The sequence below is a fragment of the Kaistia nematophila genome (genome assembly GCF_026343855.1).
Taxonomy (GTDB): Bacteria; Pseudomonadota; Alphaproteobacteria; order Rhizobiales; family Kaistiaceae; genus Kaistia; species Kaistia nematophila.
In genome coordinates this window covers 1-17,238 of record NZ_JAPKNK010000016.1, presented here as the reverse complement: position 1 = coordinate 17,238, position 17,238 = coordinate 1, and the positions used below count along the sequence as shown (strand labels likewise).

Annotated in this window: 16 protein-coding genes; 5 read left to right on the top strand and 11 right to left on the bottom strand. The window is 67.9% G+C overall.

Going from position 1 to position 17,238, the window contains the following annotated elements; translation table 11 throughout:
- Window positions 1-4: 4 nt before the first annotated feature.
- Together OSH07_RS23675 and OSH07_RS23670 are read right to left on the bottom strand one after the other, a co-directional pair.
- Window positions 5-409, bottom strand: coding sequence for a hypothetical protein (locus OSH07_RS23675; RefSeq protein WP_266341184.1), 405 nt, complete (start codon window positions 407-409; stop codon window positions 5-7).
- 28 nt (window positions 410-437) lie between these two features.
- A complete protein-coding gene (locus OSH07_RS23670; protein ID WP_266341183.1) occupies window positions 438-818 on the bottom strand; it encodes a YciI family protein in 381 nt (126 codons plus the stop codon).
- A gap of 189 nt (window positions 819-1,007) precedes the next feature.
- On the opposite strand from OSH07_RS23670, the gene OSH07_RS23665 reads away from it, so the two are divergent.
- On the top strand, window positions 1,008-2,645 hold the full coding sequence (locus OSH07_RS23665) for a Na+/H+ antiporter (RefSeq protein ID WP_266341182.1): 1,638 nt from the start codon (window positions 1,008-1,010) through the stop codon (window positions 2,643-2,645).
- A 311-nt stretch (window positions 2,646-2,956) separates the two neighbouring features.
- Here the strand turns inward: OSH07_RS23665 and OSH07_RS23660 are convergent, their stop codons facing one another.
- Complete coding sequence (locus OSH07_RS23660; protein WP_266341181.1) at window positions 2,957-3,724, bottom strand: glucose 1-dehydrogenase; 768 nt, start codon at window positions 3,722-3,724, stop codon at window positions 2,957-2,959.
- Window positions 3,725-4,033: 309 nt separating this feature from the next.
- Between OSH07_RS23660 and mgrA the strand changes: the two genes are divergently transcribed.
- Window positions 4,034-5,041, top strand: coding sequence for an L-glyceraldehyde 3-phosphate reductase (gene mgrA / locus OSH07_RS23655; RefSeq protein ID WP_266341180.1), 1,008 nt, complete (start codon window positions 4,034-4,036; stop codon window positions 5,039-5,041).
- A 101-nt stretch (window positions 5,042-5,142) separates the two neighbouring features.
- On the opposite strand, the gene OSH07_RS23650 is transcribed toward mgrA, so the two are convergent.
- Window positions 5,143-5,859 carry a FadR/GntR family transcriptional regulator gene (locus OSH07_RS23650; RefSeq protein WP_266341179.1) on the bottom strand — a complete coding sequence of 239 codons (717 nt, stop codon included), beginning with the start codon at window positions 5,857-5,859 and terminating at the stop codon, window positions 5,143-5,145.
- Between the two features lie 110 nt (window positions 5,860-5,969).
- Between OSH07_RS23650 and araD the strand changes: the two genes are divergently transcribed.
- Both araD and OSH07_RS23640 read left to right on the top strand, forming a co-directional pair.
- Window positions 5,970-7,715, top strand: a complete 1,746-nt coding sequence (gene araD / locus OSH07_RS23645) for an L-arabinonate dehydratase (protein WP_266341178.1) — start codon at window positions 5,970-5,972, stop codon at window positions 7,713-7,715.
- A gap of 127 nt (window positions 7,716-7,842) precedes the next feature.
- Window positions 7,843-8,361, top strand: a complete 519-nt coding sequence (locus tag OSH07_RS23640; protein WP_266341177.1) for a L,D-transpeptidase family protein — start codon at window positions 7,843-7,845, stop codon at window positions 8,359-8,361.
- A 67-nt stretch (window positions 8,362-8,428) separates the two neighbouring features.
- Here OSH07_RS23640 and OSH07_RS23635 read toward each other — a convergent pair whose 3' ends face one another.
- The 3 genes from OSH07_RS23635 to OSH07_RS23625 all read right to left on the bottom strand — a co-directional run bounded on the left by OSH07_RS23635 (window position 8,429) and on the right by OSH07_RS23625 (window position 10,836).
- The gene (locus tag OSH07_RS23635) at window positions 8,429-9,016 is read right to left on the bottom strand and encodes a hypothetical protein (protein WP_266341176.1); all 588 of its coding nucleotides are present in this window, start codon (window positions 9,014-9,016) and stop codon (window positions 8,429-8,431) included.
- Window positions 9,013-9,651 carry a YjbE family putative metal transport protein gene (locus OSH07_RS23630; RefSeq protein WP_266341175.1) on the bottom strand — a complete coding sequence of 213 codons (639 nt, stop codon included), beginning with the start codon at window positions 9,649-9,651 and terminating at the stop codon, window positions 9,013-9,015. Before OSH07_RS23630 ends, OSH07_RS23635 begins: the two co-directional genes overlap by 4 nt.
- A gap of 183 nt (window positions 9,652-9,834) precedes the next feature.
- Window positions 9,835-10,836, bottom strand: a complete 1,002-nt coding sequence (locus OSH07_RS23625; RefSeq protein WP_266341174.1) for an aldo/keto reductase — start codon at window positions 10,834-10,836, stop codon at window positions 9,835-9,837.
- Window positions 10,837-11,112: 276 nt separating this feature from the next.
- Here OSH07_RS23625 and OSH07_RS23620 point away from each other — a divergent pair, with 276 nt between their 5' ends.
- Window positions 11,113-12,342 carry an SAM-dependent methyltransferase gene (locus OSH07_RS23620; RefSeq protein WP_266341173.1) on the top strand — a complete coding sequence of 410 codons (1,230 nt, stop codon included), beginning with the start codon at window positions 11,113-11,115 and terminating at the stop codon, window positions 12,340-12,342.
- Window positions 12,343-12,354: 12 nt separating this feature from the next.
- Here OSH07_RS23620 and OSH07_RS23615 read toward each other — a convergent pair whose 3' ends face one another.
- From OSH07_RS23615 to OSH07_RS23600, 4 genes are all read right to left on the bottom strand, one after another.
- Window positions 12,355-13,461 carry a DUF1513 domain-containing protein gene (locus OSH07_RS23615; RefSeq protein WP_266341172.1) on the bottom strand — a complete coding sequence of 369 codons (1,107 nt, stop codon included), beginning with the start codon at window positions 13,459-13,461 and terminating at the stop codon, window positions 12,355-12,357.
- On the bottom strand, window positions 13,451-14,554 hold the full coding sequence (locus OSH07_RS23610) for an imelysin family protein (protein ID WP_266341171.1): 1,104 nt from the start codon (window positions 14,552-14,554) through the stop codon (window positions 13,451-13,453). Before OSH07_RS23610 ends, OSH07_RS23615 begins: the two co-directional genes overlap by 11 nt.
- Entirely contained in the window at window positions 14,551-15,765 is a 1,215-nt protein-coding gene (locus OSH07_RS23605; protein WP_266341170.1) for a di-heme oxidoredictase family protein, read from the bottom strand. Before OSH07_RS23605 ends, OSH07_RS23610 begins: the two co-directional genes overlap by 4 nt.
- A gap of 11 nt (window positions 15,766-15,776) precedes the next feature.
- Window positions 15,777-17,238 (bottom strand): multicopper oxidase family protein (locus OSH07_RS23600; RefSeq protein ID WP_338149900.1); only part of this gene is annotated, 1,462 nt, incomplete at its 5' end.

The following is a 17,238-nucleotide window of genomic DNA, read 5'->3' as shown; positions in this document are numbered from 1 at the left end:
CGGATCAGCGCGCGGCGTCGCGACCGGCGGCGATCGCCGCCTCGATGCCGGGCGCGGCGTCGTCGCGATACCAGTCGATCATCCGGCGAATGTCGGCCTCGGCCGGCCGGGCCTCCGCGCCGCCGATCAACTCGGCCCCGGCCCCGGCCATGGCGACAAGGATGCGCGCCGTCTCCGGCACATAGGGCCGGTCCGCGCCGGCGTCGTGCCGGTCGCGGATGATCTGGTAGCGGATGGTCTCCGGCAGCGTCCAGGCGCTGACGAGGAAGTCGTGCACGCTGACCTCCTGGCCGCGGATGTCGAGGGTGGCTTCGCGGTCGGACGGCGCAAAGCCGGTCGCCTCGATCCGCTCGCAGGTGTCGATCGCCGCGTTCAGCATGGCGCGGACGAGATTCCAGTCGGTGGTCATCTTGGCGGTCCTGTTGGGCGGATGCGTCTCAGACGGTCTCGGCCGCTTCCGGCAGCGTGCCCGGCAGGAACAGCGAGATCGGGCGCAGTTCGTAGGCGCCGCCGGGATTGGCGCGGGTGAGGTCGCGCGCCACGTCGAGCGCCGCCTCGCGGTCGGCGACATCGATGATGTAGAAGCCGAGCAGTTGTTCCTTGGTCTCGGCATAGGGGCCGTCTATGACCCGTCCCGAGTTCTTCAGCAGCGTCGTCGCCGCCTCGGTCGGCCTGAGCCGCGCCGTCGGGCCGAGCTGTCCGTTGCGGGCGAGTTTCTCGTGCACGCCGTGCAGACGGGCCATGACGGCGTCGTCCTCCTCCTTGGTCCAGCCGGTGACGATTTCCTCGGAGTGGTAGCAAAGGATGGCGTAGAGCATCGGACGGTTCCTCCTGCCGCGAAAGCGGCTCACTATGCCTGAAGCGCGTCGCCGGTTCGAATTGTTCTGCACGCTTGGCCGATCCGGCGCGGATGGTCGCGAAAAAGTCGAACTGCCGCTGTCCTTAGGCGTCGGACCGCGCGTCGCGCGCACGCTACCGTTCTACCGAAATCCAGGACCTGCGGGCCAGTGGACACTATCACGATCGTTCTCGTGCTCCTGCTTGCCGTGGTGGTCAGCGAGTTCCTGTCGCGCATGCTGCGATTGCCGATCCCGCGTCCGCTGCTGCAGATCGCGCTTGGCGGCGCCATCGGCCTGGTCGCCGATTTCCGCGTCACGCTCAATCCGGATATCTTCTTCCTGCTGTTCCTGCCGCCGCTGCTGTTCCTCGATGGCTGGCGCATCCCGAAGGAGGAACTGGTACGCGACGCCAGGCCGATCCTGGCTTTGGCGCTCGGCCTCGTCGTCTTCACCGTGCTCGGTGTCGGCTTGCTGATCAACTACATGGTTCCGGCCATGCCGCTCGCCGTCGCCTTCGCGCTGGCCGCCGTGATCTCGCCGACCGACCCGATCGCCGTCTCGGCCATCGCGTCGCGCGTGCCGATCCCGAAGCGGATGATGCACATCCTCGAAGGGGAATCGCTGCTGAACGACGCGTCTGGCCTGGTCTGCCTGCGCTTCGCCATCGCCGCCGCGCTGACCGGCACCTTCTCGATCTATGACGCGACGCTGAACTTCATCTGGCTGGCGGTCGGCGGCCTCGGCGTCGGCTTCGTCGTGACCTGGGTCATCAACGCCGCCAAGAACTGGGTCGCGCGCCATTATGGCGAGGACGCGGGATCGCAGATCCTGGTCAGCCTGCTGATCCCGTTCGCCGCCTATCTCCTGGCCGAGCGCCTCGAATGTTCGGGCATCCTCGCGGCGGTTTCCGCCGGCCTCACCATGGGCCTCAGCGAAACCTCCGGCCAGGCGATGGCGACGACGCGGGTTCGCCGCAGCACCGTCTGGGACATGATCCAGTTCGCCGCCAACGGCATCATCTTCGTGCTGCTCGGCGAGCAATTGCCGGCGATCCTGCGCAGTGCCGCCGAGACGGTCCGGCTCACCGGCCATCACGAACCGGGCTGGCTGCTGATCTATGTGCTGGCGATCAACCTGGCGCTGGCGGTGCTCCGCTTCGTCTGGGCCTGGGTGTCGCTCAGCCTTGCTCTACTGCGGGCGCGCCGGCGCGGCGTCGTCATCCAGCGGCCGAGCTGGCGCTTCGTGGCGGCGATGTCGCTCGCCGGCGTGCGCGGCGCCATCACGCTCGCCGGCGTGCTGACACTGCCGCTGTTCCTCTATGACGGATCGCCGTTTCCCGCCCGCGACCTCGCCATCTTCCTGGCGATGGGCGTGATCATCCTGTCGCTCGTCGCTGCCAGCATCGGCCTGCCGCTGCTGCTGCACGGCCTGCAGCTGGAGACCAACACCACCCAGCGCGCCGAGGAGGACCGGGCGCGGACGGCCGCCGCCGAAGCCGCCATCGCCGAGGTCGAGCGGGTCCAGCATGAGCTCGGCGAGGGCAAGCCGGATGCGGACATCTATGTCGCCGCCGCGGCACGGATCATGGATCTCTACCGCGCCCGCATCGAGGCGCAGTCGCGCGTCGGTGACGACCCGGCCCTGGCGCGCCAGATCGAGGCGATCGAGGCGCGCCTGCGTATCGCGGCGCTCAAGGCCGAGCGGATGACGATCTACCGCCTGCTGCGCACCCGCAAGATCGGCAGCGAGACGGCCCGCAAGCTGGTGCGCGAGCTCGACCTGATGGAATCGCGCTACGAGGGGTGAGGGAGTTTTACCTCTCCCATGGGGAGAGGTCGACGGCCGCAAGCCGGCGGGTGAGGGGATGCGTCCTCACCGGATGGGCTCCAACCCCTCACCCGGCTCTTCGAGCCGACCTCTCTCATGGGAGAGGCGAAGGGCGGGGCGTGTTCGGAAGCAGACCCTCACCCCAACCCTCTCCCGCTCGCGGGAGAGGGAGTTCGTCGGTGCGTGCGGCCTTGGGCTCCCCGTCGATGAAGGCTACCGGCCAGACCCTCTCCCGCTCGCGGGAGAGGTAGGGTGAGGGCCTTGCATGTTCCTCGAGGCTAGCCGTCGTTCTAGACCACCGCCGTCACGCCGCCGTCGACATAGAGGATGTGGCCGTTGACGTAGCTTGACGCGTCGGAGGCGAGGAAGACGGCGGCCCCGGCGAGCTCCGGCGTGTCGCCCCATCGCCCCATCGGCGCGCGCTGCGCCAGCCAGGCGTTGAAGCTCTCGCTTTCGACCAGCGCCCGGTTCAGCTCGGTCTTGAACCAGCCCGGACCGATGCCGTTGACGTTGATGCCGTGCTTGGCCCATTCCGCACACATGCTCTTGGTCATCATCTTGATGGCGCCCTTCGAGGTCGAATAGGGCGTGATGGTCGCGCGGCCGAGTTCGCTCGTCACCGAACAGATGTTGATGATCTTGCCGCGCCGGCGCGGGATCATCTTGCGCGCCACCGCCTGGCCGACGAGGAAGGCGGCATCGACGTTGGTCGCCAGCACCTCGCGCCACTGCTCCAGCGTGAAATCCTCCAGCGGCAGCCGCTTCTGCATGCCGGCATTGTTGACGAGGATGTCGATCGGGCCGACGTCGCGCTCGATGGCCTCCACGGCGTTCGCGACGGCGCCGGGATCGCAGACGTCGAAGACCGCGGTCGAGGCGTTGAGGCCGGCGGCGCGCAGTTCGGCCGCTGCCGGTTCGAGCGTGGCGGCGTCGCGGCCGTTGAGCACGACGGTGGCGCCGGCCTCTGCCAGCCCGCGCGCGATGGCGAAGCCGATGCCGCGGCTAGAGCCGGTGACGAGCGCGACACGGCCCGTCAGGTCAAAGAGTTTCGTCGACATGCAGTCCTCCCGATCGGCGGTTTCTTCCGCTCGTTCTCTCCCGTCTGCGTTGATCGCATCCCCGGTCGCGCCGCGCAACGCGGCGTGGCGGGGGCGATGCGGCCGCGCCGGCTTCGTCCAATCCGGCGCCGGAAGTCACCGGCGTCGAGAATCCCGGGAGCGAATAGTTCGGACCCTGAGGGAAACGCGGCGCCATGCTTGACGTTGCGGATGGGAGACCCCAGAATTGTCACATCGTTTGACGATTTCGGTGCATGCGCGTTCGTTCCCGGCCCGGGTGCGCGGCGCTGCGCACCTTGAGGATTCACCATGGTCTATGAAGCTGCCGCCCATCGCTACGATGCGATGAAATACAATCGCGTCGGTCGTACCGGCCTGAAACTGCCGGCGATCTCGCTCGGCCTCTGGCATAATTTCGGCTACGACGGCAAGGTCGAGACGATGCGGGCGATGTGCCATCGCGCCTTCGATCTCGGCATCACCCATTTCGATCTCGCCAACAATTACGGTCCGCCGCCGGGAGCGGCCGAAGCGTTCTTCGGCACGATGGTGACGGGCGATTTCAGGCCCTATCGCGACGAGATGATCATCTCGTCCAAGGCTGGTTATCTGATGTGGCCTGGCCCCTATGGCGAATGGGGCAGCCGCAAATACCTGATCGCCAGCCTGGAGCAGAGCCTGAAGCGGATGAAGCTCGATTATGTCGACATCTTCTATTCGCACCGCTTCGATCCCGAGACGCCGCTGGAGGAGACGATCGGCGCGCTCGATTCGATCGTGCGCCAGGGCAAGGCGCTCTATGTCGGCATTTCCAGCTATTCGTCGGCGCAGACGACCGAGGCCGCGGCGATCGCCCGCCGTCTCGGCACGCCGCTCGTCATCCACCAGCCGCGCTATTCCATGCTCGACCGCTGGACCGAGAAGGACCGGCTGCTCGACACGCTGGAGACCGAGGGCATGGGCTGCATCATGTTCTCGCCGCTCGAGCAGGGCGTGCTGTCGGACCGCTACCTGAACGGCATCCCGGCCGACAGCCGCGTCACCCATTCGCAGGCGTTGCGCCAGAGCGTGCTTTCCGCGGCGAATCTGGAGCGGGTGAAGGGGCTGAACGAGATCGCCAGGGCGCGCGGCCAGACGCTGGCGCAGATGGCGCTTTCCTGGGTGCTGCGCGACGGCCGCATGACCTCGGCGCTGATCGGCGCCAGCAAGGTCAAGCAGATCGAGGACGCGGTGGCGAGCCTCGCCAATCCGACCTTCACGGCGGAGGAACTCGCCGCGATCGACGCGCTCGCGATCGACGGCATGCTCAAGGGCTGACGCCCGTTCGGCCCGGCCATTCCGCCCTTCGCCGGCGGGATGGCCGGCATCGCGCACTGGCGCGGAGTGGTGACGTCTTGTATAATTAGGTTACAAGTCGATCACCGATCCCGACGAGCGTCGGTCAACCTGCGGCGAGCCTCGACGAGATGGAACTTCGTATAGAGCGCGGCCTGGTCGGCCTGCTGGCGGGCGATCGCATCGACGATGTTGCGGTGTTCCTCGACGATGGTGCGCCGCCGCTCCTCCGAGCCGAGGCGGGTCATGTTGAGGGCGCTGCGCATCCAGTCCTCGATGCGGCCTTTCAGGCTTTCGAGCACGGCCGGGAAGACTTCGTTGCCGGTGGCGTTGGCGATGGCGAGGTGGAAGGCGAAATCCTCCTCCAGTCCCGCCTCGCCGGAGAGAAGCGCCTGCTCGAAGGCGGCGAGCCGCGCCTCGATCTCGGCGAGTTCACCGCTGGAGCGGCGCTCGGCCGCGAGGCGGGCGCACTCGGTCTCCAGCGCGATGCGGACTTCGGTGACGCGCAGTACGCTCGCGACCTGTTCCGGCGGGGTGGAGGCCAGCAGCCCGCCCGGCGGCTTGTGCGAGACGAAGGTGCCGGCGCCCTGGCGGGCGATGACCAGGCCATCGGCCTGCAGCCGCTGCAGCGCCTCGCGCACCACCGGCCTCGACACCTCGAACGCCTTGCAGATATCATTTTCAGACGGCAGCCGGTCGCCGGCGGCGAAGGTGCCGGAGACGATCTGCTCCAGGATCTGGCCGTAGAGGATATCGGCGAGCTTTTCACGCCGCGCCGGCTTCAGTTGCAGATCGACCATCCGCCTCTCGCTTTCCTGTCGCCCCGACTCACGCCGCCAAAGGTTGCCGAGGGTAACCCCGGCGCGACGTTTTTCCGAATAGCCGCCACCGACCGCCAAGGATCGCCCGCATGACCTCGCTGAAGCCGGAACCGAAAGCCAAGCGCCCGATCGAAAGTCTGCGCAGCCAGCGCTGGTTCGGCGCGGCCGACCTGCGCTCCTTCGGCCATCGCTCGCGCACGCTGCAGATGGGCTACGCCTATGAGGAGTTCATGGGCAAACCGGTGGTCGGCATCATCAATACCTGGTCCGACATCAACCCCTGCCACGCGCATTTCCGCCACCGCGTCGAAGAGGTGAAGCGCGGCGTCTGGCAGGCGGGCGGTTTCCCGATCGAACTGCCGGCGATGTCGCTGGCCGAGAATTTCGTCAAGCCGACGACCATGCTCTATCGCAACTTCCTCGCCATGGAAGTCGAGGAACTGCTGCGTTCGCATCCGGTCGACGGCGCGGTTCTGCTCGGCGGCTGCGACAAGACCACGCCGGCGACGATCATGGGCGCGATCTCGATGGACCTGCCGACCGTGTTCCTGCCTGCGGGCGCGATGCTGCGCGGCAACTATGCCGGCAAGGTGCTCGGCTCCGGTTCCGACGTCTGGAAATACTGGGCCGAGAAGCAGGCGGGCCGCATCGACGACACGGAGTGGCGCGCGATGGAATCCGGCATCGCCCGCTCGTTCGGCACCTGCATGACGATGGGCACCGCCTCGACCATGACGTCGCTGGCCGAGACGCTCGGCCTGTCCTTGCCCGGCTCGTCGTCGATCCCGGCGCCGGATTCCGCCCATTCGCGCATGGCGGCGGAGTGCGGCCGCCACATCGTCTCGATGATTTTCGATGACTGGAAGCCGAGCGATATTCTCACGGCGGCGTCATTCGAGAATGCGCTGGTGGTGCACATGGCGCTGGCGGGCTCGACCAACGCCATGGTGCACCTGATCGCCATGGCGGGCCGCGCCGGTATTCCGCTGACGCTCGAGGATTTCGACCGCGTCGCCCGCGACATCCCCGTGCTCGCCAATCTGCGCCCCTCCGGCGAATGGCTGATGGAGGACTTCTACTATGCCGGCGGCCTGCCGGCGCTATGGGCTGAACTGCGCGAGCATCTGGACCTTTCGGCGAAGACCGTCACCGGCACGCTCGCCGACGCCGTCGCGACGGCGCGAAACTACAATCCCGACGTCATCCGCCCGTTCGAAAACCCGATCTCCGACGAGGTCGGCACGGCGATCCTTTCCGGCAATCTGGCGCCGGACGGCTGCGTGATGAAGCCGTCGGCGGCCGAGCCGCGCCTCCTGAAGCATACCGGTCCGGCGCTGGTGTTCCGCGATTACAACGAGATGTCGGCGATGGTCGACCGCGACGATCTCGAAGTCACCGCCGACACCGTCCTCGTGCTGCAGAACGCCGGCCCGGTCGGCGGCCCCGGCATGCCGGAATGGGGCATGCTGCCGATCCCGAAGAAACTGCTGAAGCAGGGCGTGCGCGACATGCTGCGCATCTCCGACGCGCGGATGAGCGGCACCAGCTATGGCGCCTGCATCCTGCATGTGTCGCCGGAATCGCATATCGGCGGCCCGCTCGCCGCGGTGCGGACCGGCGATTTGATCTCGGTCGATGTCGAGGCGCGCTCGATCCACCTGCATGTCGACGATCTCGAGATCGCCCGCCGTCTCTCGACCTTCACCCCGCCGTCGCGCGACTATCCGCGCGGCTATAACAAGCTGTTCGCCGCCCATATCCAGCAGGCGCATCTCGGCTGCGATTTCGACTTCCTCGAAGGCACGGAAAAGCTGCCGGAGCCGGAAATTCACTGAAGCTGGCCGGCCGCAACGCGCCGCCCGGACGAAATCGCTAGCCTTTTCATCCCGTTGACGGTCTGATGGCCGCGTCGCAACGCGTGTCGAGGTTGGTGTGCGAGGCTGGATTCGAGGGCTTTCCGTCATGGCGATACTGGTCGCCGGTGTTCTTGGCTATCACAAGGGCATGGCGCGCATCGGGTCGGGCACGCCGCCGGTGATGGTCGCGGCCGAGCAGCAGGCGGATCGTATCGTTGTCGACAAGTCGGACCGGCGGCTCGAACTCAGGCGGGGTGAAACCGTGCTCGCCACCTACCGGATCTCGCTCGGCGGCGCGGGCGATGCAGGCCCCAAGCAGCGCGAAGGCGACCAGAAGACGCCGGAAGGGGTCTATGCCATCGACTGGCGCAACCCCAACTCGATGGCGCATATCAGCCTTCACATTTCCTATCCGAACGCTGCCGACCAGGCGGCGGCCGACGCGGCCGGGTATTCGCCGGGCGGCAACATCATGATCCACGGCCTGGCGAACGGATGGGGCTGGCTCGGGCCGCTGCACCATCTCTGGGACTGGACCGATGGCTGCATCGCCGTCACCAATTCCGAGATGCAGGAGATCTGGTCGAAGGTGCCGAATGGCACGCCGATCGAGATCCGGAGCTAGAGCGTCTGCGAGCGAAGTGATTGCCGGTTCGCGTGGGGAACGCGATCGAACACGGGCCGGTGGTCGTCTAGCTCATCCAGCGCCACCAGAATTCGCCGTAGAACAGTACCCAGAAGGTGGCGAGCAGCATCAGCCGGCGCCGGAGGTCGAGCCGGCGGCGGAGCAGGGCGCTGATCGCGGCGACGACGCTGGCCGCCAGGGCGAAGCGGGCGAGGCGCACGGGGATGGTGATGCCGAAGAAGAGAAGGGCGGTGAGGCCCTCCTTGCCGGCGGCGACGGCGTAGACCTTGTAGGGAATGCCGGTCACCGAGCCCTTCAGCATGGCGAGCGGCCAGTTGACCTCGGCCATGCCGGCCATTCCGGTCGCGACCATCGCCGGGGAGACGAACGGCACGGCGGCGAGAAGGGCGGTCGCGGCGGCGGGGTCGGAGACGCCGTAGCGCCACATGACGAGGCCGCCGCAGGCCGCGCCGATCGCCGCCGCCAGCGCAGCGCGGAGAGCGACGCGGAGGCCGAGCGCGACGGCGATGAAGGTAAGCAGCACGTCGGCGACGATGAAGAACAAGGTCGCCTCGGCGAAGCCCCAGGCGAAGGCGGCGGCGATGGCCGCCAGCGGCAGCGCGAAAGGACGGGCGCTCGGCGGCGCGGCGCTCAAAACACCCCGACGACGTCGGCGAAGTGGAACACTTCGAGGCCGCCGTCCCAGATCATCTTGAACGCGATGCCGGCGATGACGACGAGGCCGACATAGGCGATCCAGGGCATCCGCTTCAGCAACCTGGCGACGAAATTGGCGGCGACGCCCATCAGCGCGACCGAAAGCACGAGGCCGATGATCATCACCCAGGTGTGATGGCGGGCGATGCCGGCGACGGCCAGCACGTTGTCGAGCGACATCGAGACGTCGGCGACGACGATCTGGGTGATCGCCTGGCGGAAGGTCTTGCCGCCGGCTGCGCCCTCGGCGCTGGCCTCCGCCAGCTCGGCCTCGACGTCCACCTCGTGATTGCCGGAGCGGATCTCGCGCCAGAGCTTCCAGCACACCCAGAGCAGCAGGATGCCGCCGGCCAGCGTCAGGCCGATGATGGCGAGCAGCTTGGTGGCGAACACCGCGAAGATGATGCGCAGGACGGCCGCGGCGGCGATGCCGACAATGATCGCCTTGTTGCGGACTTCCTTCGGCAGCCCGGCGGCGGCCATGCCGACGACGATCGCATTGTCGCCTGCCAGCACCAGGTCGGAAAGGACGACCATCGCCAGCGCGACAAACTCGGCAGCAACGAAATCCATCGGGGATGAAGCCTCGGGCGGAGCAGAAGGAGATGAGGCACATCTGGGGTAGGGAAGCCCGAATGTCCAGCAAAAGCTTGGAATTCGGCCTATTTCGCCGCAGTCCCCGTGTGCCTTTTGCCGGCAGCGGGCCGGCGGTGGCGAGGCGTGTCACCGCCTCGCCGTAGGATGGACGCGGTCGTCTCAGGCGGGGACGGGCGACGCTTCGTCGATCAGGCGTTCGGTCTTCAGGTCGCTCCAGAGCGCGGCCGGGATCTCGGCTCGCCACCAGGCGAGGATCTGGGCCAGTTCGGCACGCGAGCGCGGGCCGGGGATGACGCTGGAGACGACCGCGCTGCCGAGAGGGAAGCGGAGCGCGGCCGCCGGCAGGGCGACGTTGTGGGCGTCGCAGACTCGGGCGATCGCCTGCACGCGGTCGAGCACGGCCTGCGGCGCGCGGGCGTAGTTCCAGGTGTCGCGGCCGACGAGGATGCCGGAATTGAACGGTCCGCCGACGACGATGGTGGTGCCGGCCTTCTCGCAGAGCGGGAACAGGGTGTGGAGCGGTTCCTGCTCCAGCAGCGTGTAGCGGCCGGCGAGCAGGACATTGTCCCACTGGCCATGCTGCATGGCGGCGGCGACCACCTGCCATTCGTTGACGCCGAGGCCGATCGACTTCACCGCGCCCGACGAACGCAGCCGGTCGAGCGCCTTGTAACCGCCGTCCATCGCGGTCTTGAACAGCTCCGCATGGGCCGCCTCGCCATGCGTGACGGCGCCGATGTCGTGCATGTAGAGCAGGTCGATATGGTCGAGGCCCAGCCGCTGCAGGCTGTCCTCGAAGGAGCGCATGACGCCGTCATAGGAATAGTCGTAGACCGGCTGGAACGGCAGCGGCTCGTACCAGCCGTCATTCGGATCCTTCGGCGTCGTGCGCGGCTTCAGCAGCCGGCCGACCTTGGTCGAGAGCGTCCAGCCGCTGCGGGCGCGCAGCGCGTCGCCGACGGCGCGCTCGGACTTGCCATAGCCGTAGAAGGGCGCCGTATCGACATAGCTGATGCCGGCGTCGAGCGCGTCGGCGATGATGCCCGACCCTTCCGCCGACGTGATCGGCGGCGAGAAGTTGCCGCCGAGCGTCCCCGCGCCGATTCCGAGCGTGGAAAGGCGGGCCGCGGTGCGGCCGGCGGGCCGGGTCTCGATGGACATGCTGATTCTCCTGGCAATGGGCGTGTCGCCGGGCATCCGGGTCGGCACAAGTCGGAAGGCGGGGGCTGTGTCGCGCGTTGCCGGAAGGCAATCAAGAGGTTCGCCGGTGAACGCAGTCCTCACCGGCAAATTTAGCGGCGCTGCGGCGACGCCGCAAGCAACCTGCGGCCCGTGGTCCGCTTGCGCAGGTGATCCGCCACCGCCGGCTCAACGCTTTCCGGTTGCACAAAGCCGCCCCAGCGGCTTTGATCCGATGAAACGATCGGGGGAATGCGCATGCGCCTGTTGTCTCATCTTTTGAAGCGTTTCGTGCGCAATGGCCGCCTCACCGTGCTCGATCACGAGAACACGCGGCACGTCTTCGGCTCCGGCGAGAACGGACCAGACGTCACCATCCGCTTCACCGACAAGAAGGTCGAGCGCGAGATCTTCCTGAACCCCGAACTGAAGACGGCCGAGGCCTATATGGATGGCCGCATGACCGTCGAGAATGGCGGCACGGTGTTCGACTTGCTGTCGCTGTTCTCCGTCAACCGATCCGGCCTCGCGGCGCATCCGGTGCAGAAGGGGGTGCGCCGGGCGTGGCGCGCGTTGCGCCGCCAGCAGCAGCGCAACACGATTTCGCTCGCGGCCGAGAACATCAAGCATCACTACGACATCCCGCCGAAGTTCTACCGGCTGTGGCTGGATGACACGATGACCTATTCCTGCGCCTATTATTCCGATCCGGATATCGGCCTCTACCAGGCGCAGATCGACAAGCTGCGCCACATCGCCGCCAAGCTGAAGCTCGAGCCCGGCATGCATATCGCCGAGATCGGCTCGGGCTGGGGCGCGCTCGCGACCTTCCTGGCGCGCAACTACGATGTTCGCGTCACCTCGGTGACGCTGTCGCCCGAACAACTCGCCGTGGCGCGGGAGCGGGCGGCGGCCGAGGGCGTCGCCGACAAGGTGACCTTCCTCGAGAAGGATTATCGCCATCTCGAAGGCAGCTATGACCGTGTCGTGTCGATCGCCATGATGGAGGCGATCGGCGTCTCGAACTTCGACAATTATTTCGAATCGATCCAGCGGCTGACCAAGCCGGGCGGCTTCGCCCTCGTGCATTGCATCGGCCGCATGTCGCCGCCCGGCACCACGGCGCCGTTCATCCGCAAGTACATCTTCCCCGGCGGCTATGTGCCGGCGCTCTCGGAGGTATTCGCCTCGCTGGAGCGGACGGGCACCTGGTGCGCCGATCTGGAGAGCCTGCGGCTCCACTATTACTGGACCATCCGCGACTGGCGGCTTGCCTATGAGGCGAAGCGCGACGAGGCCGTCGCCATGATGGGTGACCGCTTCTGCCGGATGTGGGATTTCTACCTGGCCTCGGTCGAGCTCGGCTTCCTGCACGGCTCGAACTTCGTGTTCCAGATGCTTCTGTCCAAGAAGCGCGACGATGTGCCGGTGATCCGCGACTACATCGTCGACGAGGAACGCCGGCTCGCCGCGGTAAACGCGCAGTAGGCGCTTTCGCCGCTACACCCGGCGCAGGTGGTTGTCGAACTGCTCGATGTGCCGCGCGACCGGAGCGAGGCCGCCGGCCTTCGCCTGCATGACGCGGCCGTCGCCGGCGGTGGCGAGGAAGGTGTCGCCCTCGGTCGCCGCCACGCCGCAGCCATCCGGCAAGGCGACGACGTCACGAAGATCGCCGCTCGTCGCGTCCCAGAAGAACACCTGGCCGCCGATCGGCGACGAGGTGGCGATGGTGCCGCCGTCGCGGCTCGCCACCACGGAGCCGATATAGTTGCGCGCCAGAGGCGCGACGCCGTCCGGAAACTCCATCAGCCTGGCCTTGCCGTCCTTGCCGATGCGGCCGACCAGCGGCGGCCGGACGCCGCGCTCGCCTTCCCACTGGCAGCCGAACCAGACCGAGCCGGCGCCGTCGAAGGTCATGTGCCGCATCGAGAGCCGGTTCAGCGATGCGTCGAGCACGGTCTCCTCGAGGAGGTCGCCGGTCTCGCTGTCGATCCGCACGATCGAAGGGCGCATGTCGGCGAGGTTGAGCTTCTGCCGGCCATAATCCGGATGGGTCTCGATGCCGCCATTGGCGATCACCAGCGTGCGGCCGTCGGGCGCGAGCAGGATCTCGTGCGCGTCCATGCCGTGCGTCTCGAATTCGCCGATTCGCTCGTAGCCGCCGCTGGCGTCATAGACGCCGATCACGCCGCGCGAGCGCTCGCCGTTGAAGTGGTTCTCGGTGGCATAGAGCAGGCGGCCATCGGCGGAGAAGATGCCGTGGCCGAAGAAATGATGGCCCTCGGGCGGCGTGATCGTCGCGAGCGGCTCGCAGGAGGCGATGTCGACGATCACGGCGAAATAGCCGGGCCGCCGGGCGAAGACGGCCAGCCGTTCCCTGGCTGGGTCGATGGCAATGTCGTGGCCGCGGCCGGCGAGCTTCATGCGGCCGATGATGGCGCCGCGCTCGTCGAACAGCACCAGTTCGTGCTGGCGCGGGCCGACGCGGACGGAGGAGACGAAAACCTGCCGATCCGCGGCGCCGCCCGAATCCTCCCGAGCAAACGGAAGGATCGCGCGCAGCGCGCGACCCGCGAAGGCCCGGAAGCCGGCCGTCTCAGTCGCCATCGAGCGCATTGAACCCCGGCGAGATGCCCGCCGCCTCCGCGAACCGGAAATTGAAGATGTCCTCGATCGTCTTCAGGACATCGAAGGCGTGCTGCAGCCTGGCGTAGCTGGCCGGGTCGGCGAGCGCTTCCGCCCAGGGCTTGCCGACATCGATCGACTGGCGGAAGTCGGTCATCGCGGTTTCGGTCGCCGCGAGCAGCGTCGCCGCCTGGTCGGGCGTCAGGCTGAAGACGTCCGATTGCTCGACCAGTTGATCGAGCGCGTCGGCGGACGCGTTCAGATAGACGAAGCTCTCGCCAGATTTGACGAAGGCGCCGCGACCGGGCTTGGCGGTCTCGATCGATTTGCCGAGCGCCGGCAGCAGGCGCTGGTCGCGCATCTGCTGCAGGCCGGTGACGACGGCTTTGAGGATCTCGACCAGCGGCTCGGTTGCGTCGCGATAGACGATGTTGGCGCCGCCCGGGCTCAGCATCAGGTCGCGCCAGCCGCCCTCGCGGGTCCATTCCGTGACGGCCTCGCTGGCGATCAGATTGAGGTTTTCGGCAATGCGCAGCGCCAGTTCGCAACGATAGGCGGCGCTCTCCGCGTCGTCGGATGCGCCGAAGACCAGCGCCTCGAAAGCGGGCATGCCTTGCACGGCGGCGCTCTTCCGGGCGATGGCGCCGGGTTCCAGCAGCGCCGGATCGGGCTTGGCCAGGATCTGGCGCAACTGGCGCGTACCGGTGCCGTGCGGATCCGGCAGGAAGGAGAAGCGCTCCAGCCGGGCCTTTTCCGCCATCGGGCCGAAGCGCAGGAAATCGACGCGCGCCCAGGCCTGCAGCACGGCGGTGAAGGCGGCGCGAACCTTGTCGTCGGGGGCGCTCGCCGGGTCCCTGCAGCTTTCCTGCATCGCCCCGACCAGCTTGCCGGTTGCTGCCTGCAGGTTCTCGTAGGCGGGGATGAAATAGCCGGAGATCGCCTTTTTCGCGACGGCCATCAGCGCCTCGGTGCTGGGGCCGGGCTTCGTCGCCGCGTCGGTCGATTGCGCGAGGGCGCGCCGGGCCGCGAGCAGCAGGGGCGACATCAGCAGCAGGCGTTTGGTGATCGCGATCATAGCGTTTCCAGATAGGCGACGAGCGCGGCCCGGTCGGCCGCCACTAGGGCTTCATAGCGTGTTTTCGCGGCCATGGCTTGGCCGCCATGCGCGCGGATCGCTTCATCCAGCGTCGCGGCGCGGCCGTCATGCAGGAAGCGGCGGTCGGCATCGCGACGGAAGGCCAGCGAGGTGAGCGGGGCTGTGCGCCATTCCGACGAGGTGACGCCCGGTTCGCCCACACCGTCATCGAGACCGGGACCCATGTCGTGCAGCAGCAGGTCGCTGTAGATCGAAACCGTGCCGCCGCCCCTGGCCGGCAGGCTCGGCACATGGCAGGCGGTGCAGCCGGCGGCCGCGAAAATGGCGGCGCCGGGCGGTGGCGGCTCGACCGGCTTCGGCGCAGCCAGGCTTTTCAGATAGGCGTTCAGCAGCCGCACCATCTCGGACGAGATTTCCTCATTGTCGAAGGTCGGGCTGCGGCCGTCCGGGGCGGCGAGGCAATCCGGCTCCGCGCTGGTGCAGTCGCCATGCGGATAGGGCGCCAGCGGGCTCGACATGCCGATATCGAGCATGAAGGCGTCCGACGTCATCTGGCTCAGCGTCGGCGCCGAGGCCTTCCAGCCATAGCGACCGAGCACCGGCTTGCCGTCGACCGCGATGAAATGCGGCCGTCCACCAATGCCGTCCGGATGGGACTTGTTCTGCTCCGCGCGGGCGAGAACGGCGGCCTCGTCGACCTTTTCGATCAGGCCGATTCCCCGCAGCGACGGCGCCTGCCGGGGCCCGAGACGCGTCTCCGGCGCGAGGTCCCCCCGGCCGGGCGCGAAGATGACGGCGAGCGGGTGGCCGGTGACCTCCGGCAGGGCATAGGTGACCGCGCCCTCGCTGATCAGGCCGGAGACGGCGCGCGGCTGGATCTGTCGGCCATAGACCGGGTCGGTCACGCCATGCGCGTCGCCGAGCCGGGTCGCGAGGCCACGCTGCGCCAGCGTGCCATCCTGGAGCGGCGTGATCTTGGCGGAAAGCGCCTTGCCGGAATGGCAACTGGCGCAGCTCTTCTCGTTGAAAAGCGGTCCGAGCCCGTCATTGGCAAGCGTCGAGGAGGGCGCCTGAACCCAGATCCGGTCGAACAGCGCCTTGCCGATCGCCGCGTCAAGGCGGTTGTCGGCGGCGATGGCGGGCAGCGCGGTGAAGAAGGCGAGCGCGAGCAGCGCGTGACGCGGGCGCATCGGCAAGACCTTCAGGCGACCTCGAACCACGCCATCATGCCCGTCTCCTGGTGCTCGATGATGTGGCAGTGGATCATCCACTTGCCGGGATTGTCGGCGACGAAGGCGATCTGCAGGCGTTCCTTCGGCTGTAGCAGCACCGTATCGGCGTGATGGGGCGGCAGGTCGCGCCGGTTCGACTTCAGCACGGAGAAGCTGTGGCCGTGCAGATGGATCGGGTGCATGTGCGGCGTGACGTTGCGCAGTTCGAAGAGATAGGTTTTGCCGCGTTCGAGCTGCGCCATCGGCGGCGGGATCTGGTGCATGTCGCTCGGCCAGGACGCCTTGTTGATCGCCCAGAGATTGCTCTGCGACAGGCAGAGAGGGCCGAGCGGCGCGCCGTCGCCGGCAAGTTCCGCGACGGCCGCGCCGGTGGCGGTGGCGGAGAAGGTGATCGGCATGGTGATGGCGGAAGCGAGATCGGGCGGCGCGATCCGGCCGGCGGCGAGCGGCGCCGGATCGAACGGCCCCTGGCGCCGGGCGGGACCGCTCGCGACGAGGCGCGCCAGCGGCACCGGTTTGGCGGCGAAATAGTCGACCAGCGTCGCCGTGCCGCCATCGGGGGGCGTGCGGACGATCAGGTCGACCCGCATTGCCGGGCCCATGCGCCAGGAGCGCAGCGGGAAGGGCTGGCAGGCGATGCCGTCGATCGCCACCACGGCGGCCTCCGCGCCTTCGACGCCGATCTCGGTCAGCCGGGTCGGGTCGACATTGACGACGCGCAGCCGCACGTCGGCGGAGGCGGGCAGGTTGATGTCGGGCCGGATGGCGCCATTGACGCTGCGCACCGTGCCGAAGGTGCCGGCCTTGCCGGCGCCTTCATTGGTCAGGAAGGGCAGGAAGCCGGTGCCGGCCTCGTCGATGCGCCAGTCCTTCAGCACCACCAGCTCGTCGGCGTCATAGGGTTCCGGCGCATCGCCCTCGACGATCAGGATGCCGAACAGGCCACGGCCGAGCTGCTCGACCGAGTTGCAGTGCGTGTGGAAGAAGAAGGTGCCGGTATCCGGCGGAACGAAGGAATAGTCGTAGCTCTCGCCCGGCTCGACCGGCTTCTGCACCAGATAGGGAACGCCGTCCTGGTCGTTCGGCAGGCGGATGCCGTGCCAGTGGATCGAGACGTGCTCGCCGGGCCGGGTCAAGCCGTTGACGAGATGGGTGTTGAGGCGCTGACCCAGCCTGACCCGCGCGACGGGCGGTTCCGCGGCGTCGGTGAAGGTCCAGAGCGGCAGGCTCTTGCCGCCGAAGCAGGGCAGGGAAAGGCTGCGCTCGGCCGCCTTCAGGTCGAGCGAGACGATGCTCTCCTCGCCGACCGGCGCCGCCGGCGGCAGCGGCCGGGTGAAGGCGGGGGCGCGATCCGGGCGGCCGAAGAGGCCTGCGCCCGCCAGGACTGCGGAGCCGAGAAGAACGGAGCGGCGCGAGATCATGATCGAAGGC

Coding starts and splice junctions, on each gene's coding strand:
- OSH07_RS23610 (WP_266341171.1), bottom strand. CDS start 14,554: ATGATCGCGATCACCAAACGCCTGCTGCTGATGTCGCCCCTGCTGCTC.
- OSH07_RS23660 (WP_266341181.1), bottom strand. CDS start 3,724: ATGTCGACGAAACTCTTTGACCTGACGGGCCGTGTCGCGCTCGTCACC.
- OSH07_RS23640 (WP_266341177.1), top strand. CDS start 7,843: ATGGCGATACTGGTCGCCGGTGTTCTTGGCTATCACAAGGGCATGGCG.
- OSH07_RS23670 (WP_266341183.1), bottom strand. CDS start 818: ATGCTCTACGCCATCCTTTGCTACCACTCCGAGGAAATCGTCACCGGC.
- OSH07_RS23620 (WP_266341173.1), top strand. CDS start 11,113: ATGCGCCTGTTGTCTCATCTTTTGAAGCGTTTCGTGCGCAATGGCCGC.
- mgrA (WP_266341180.1), top strand. CDS start 4,034: ATGGTCTATGAAGCTGCCGCCCATCGCTACGATGCGATGAAATACAAT.
- OSH07_RS23675 (WP_266341184.1), bottom strand. CDS start 409: ATGACCACCGACTGGAATCTCGTCCGCGCCATGCTGAACGCGGCGATC.
- OSH07_RS23625 (WP_266341174.1), bottom strand. CDS start 10,836: ATGTCCATCGAGACCCGGCCCGCCGGCCGCACCGCGGCCCGCCTTTCC.
- OSH07_RS23605 (WP_266341170.1), bottom strand. CDS start 15,765: ATGCGCCCGCGTCACGCGCTGCTCGCGCTCGCCTTCTTCACCGCGCTG.
- OSH07_RS23615 (WP_266341172.1), bottom strand. CDS start 13,461: ATGGCGACTGAGACGGCCGGCTTCCGGGCCTTCGCGGGTCGCGCGCTG.
- araD (WP_266341178.1), top strand. CDS start 5,970: ATGACCTCGCTGAAGCCGGAACCGAAAGCCAAGCGCCCGATCGAAAGT.
- OSH07_RS23650 (WP_266341179.1), bottom strand. CDS start 5,859: ATGGTCGATCTGCAACTGAAGCCGGCGCGGCGTGAAAAGCTCGCCGAT.
- OSH07_RS23630 (WP_266341175.1), bottom strand. CDS start 9,651: ATGGATTTCGTTGCTGCCGAGTTTGTCGCGCTGGCGATGGTCGTCCTT.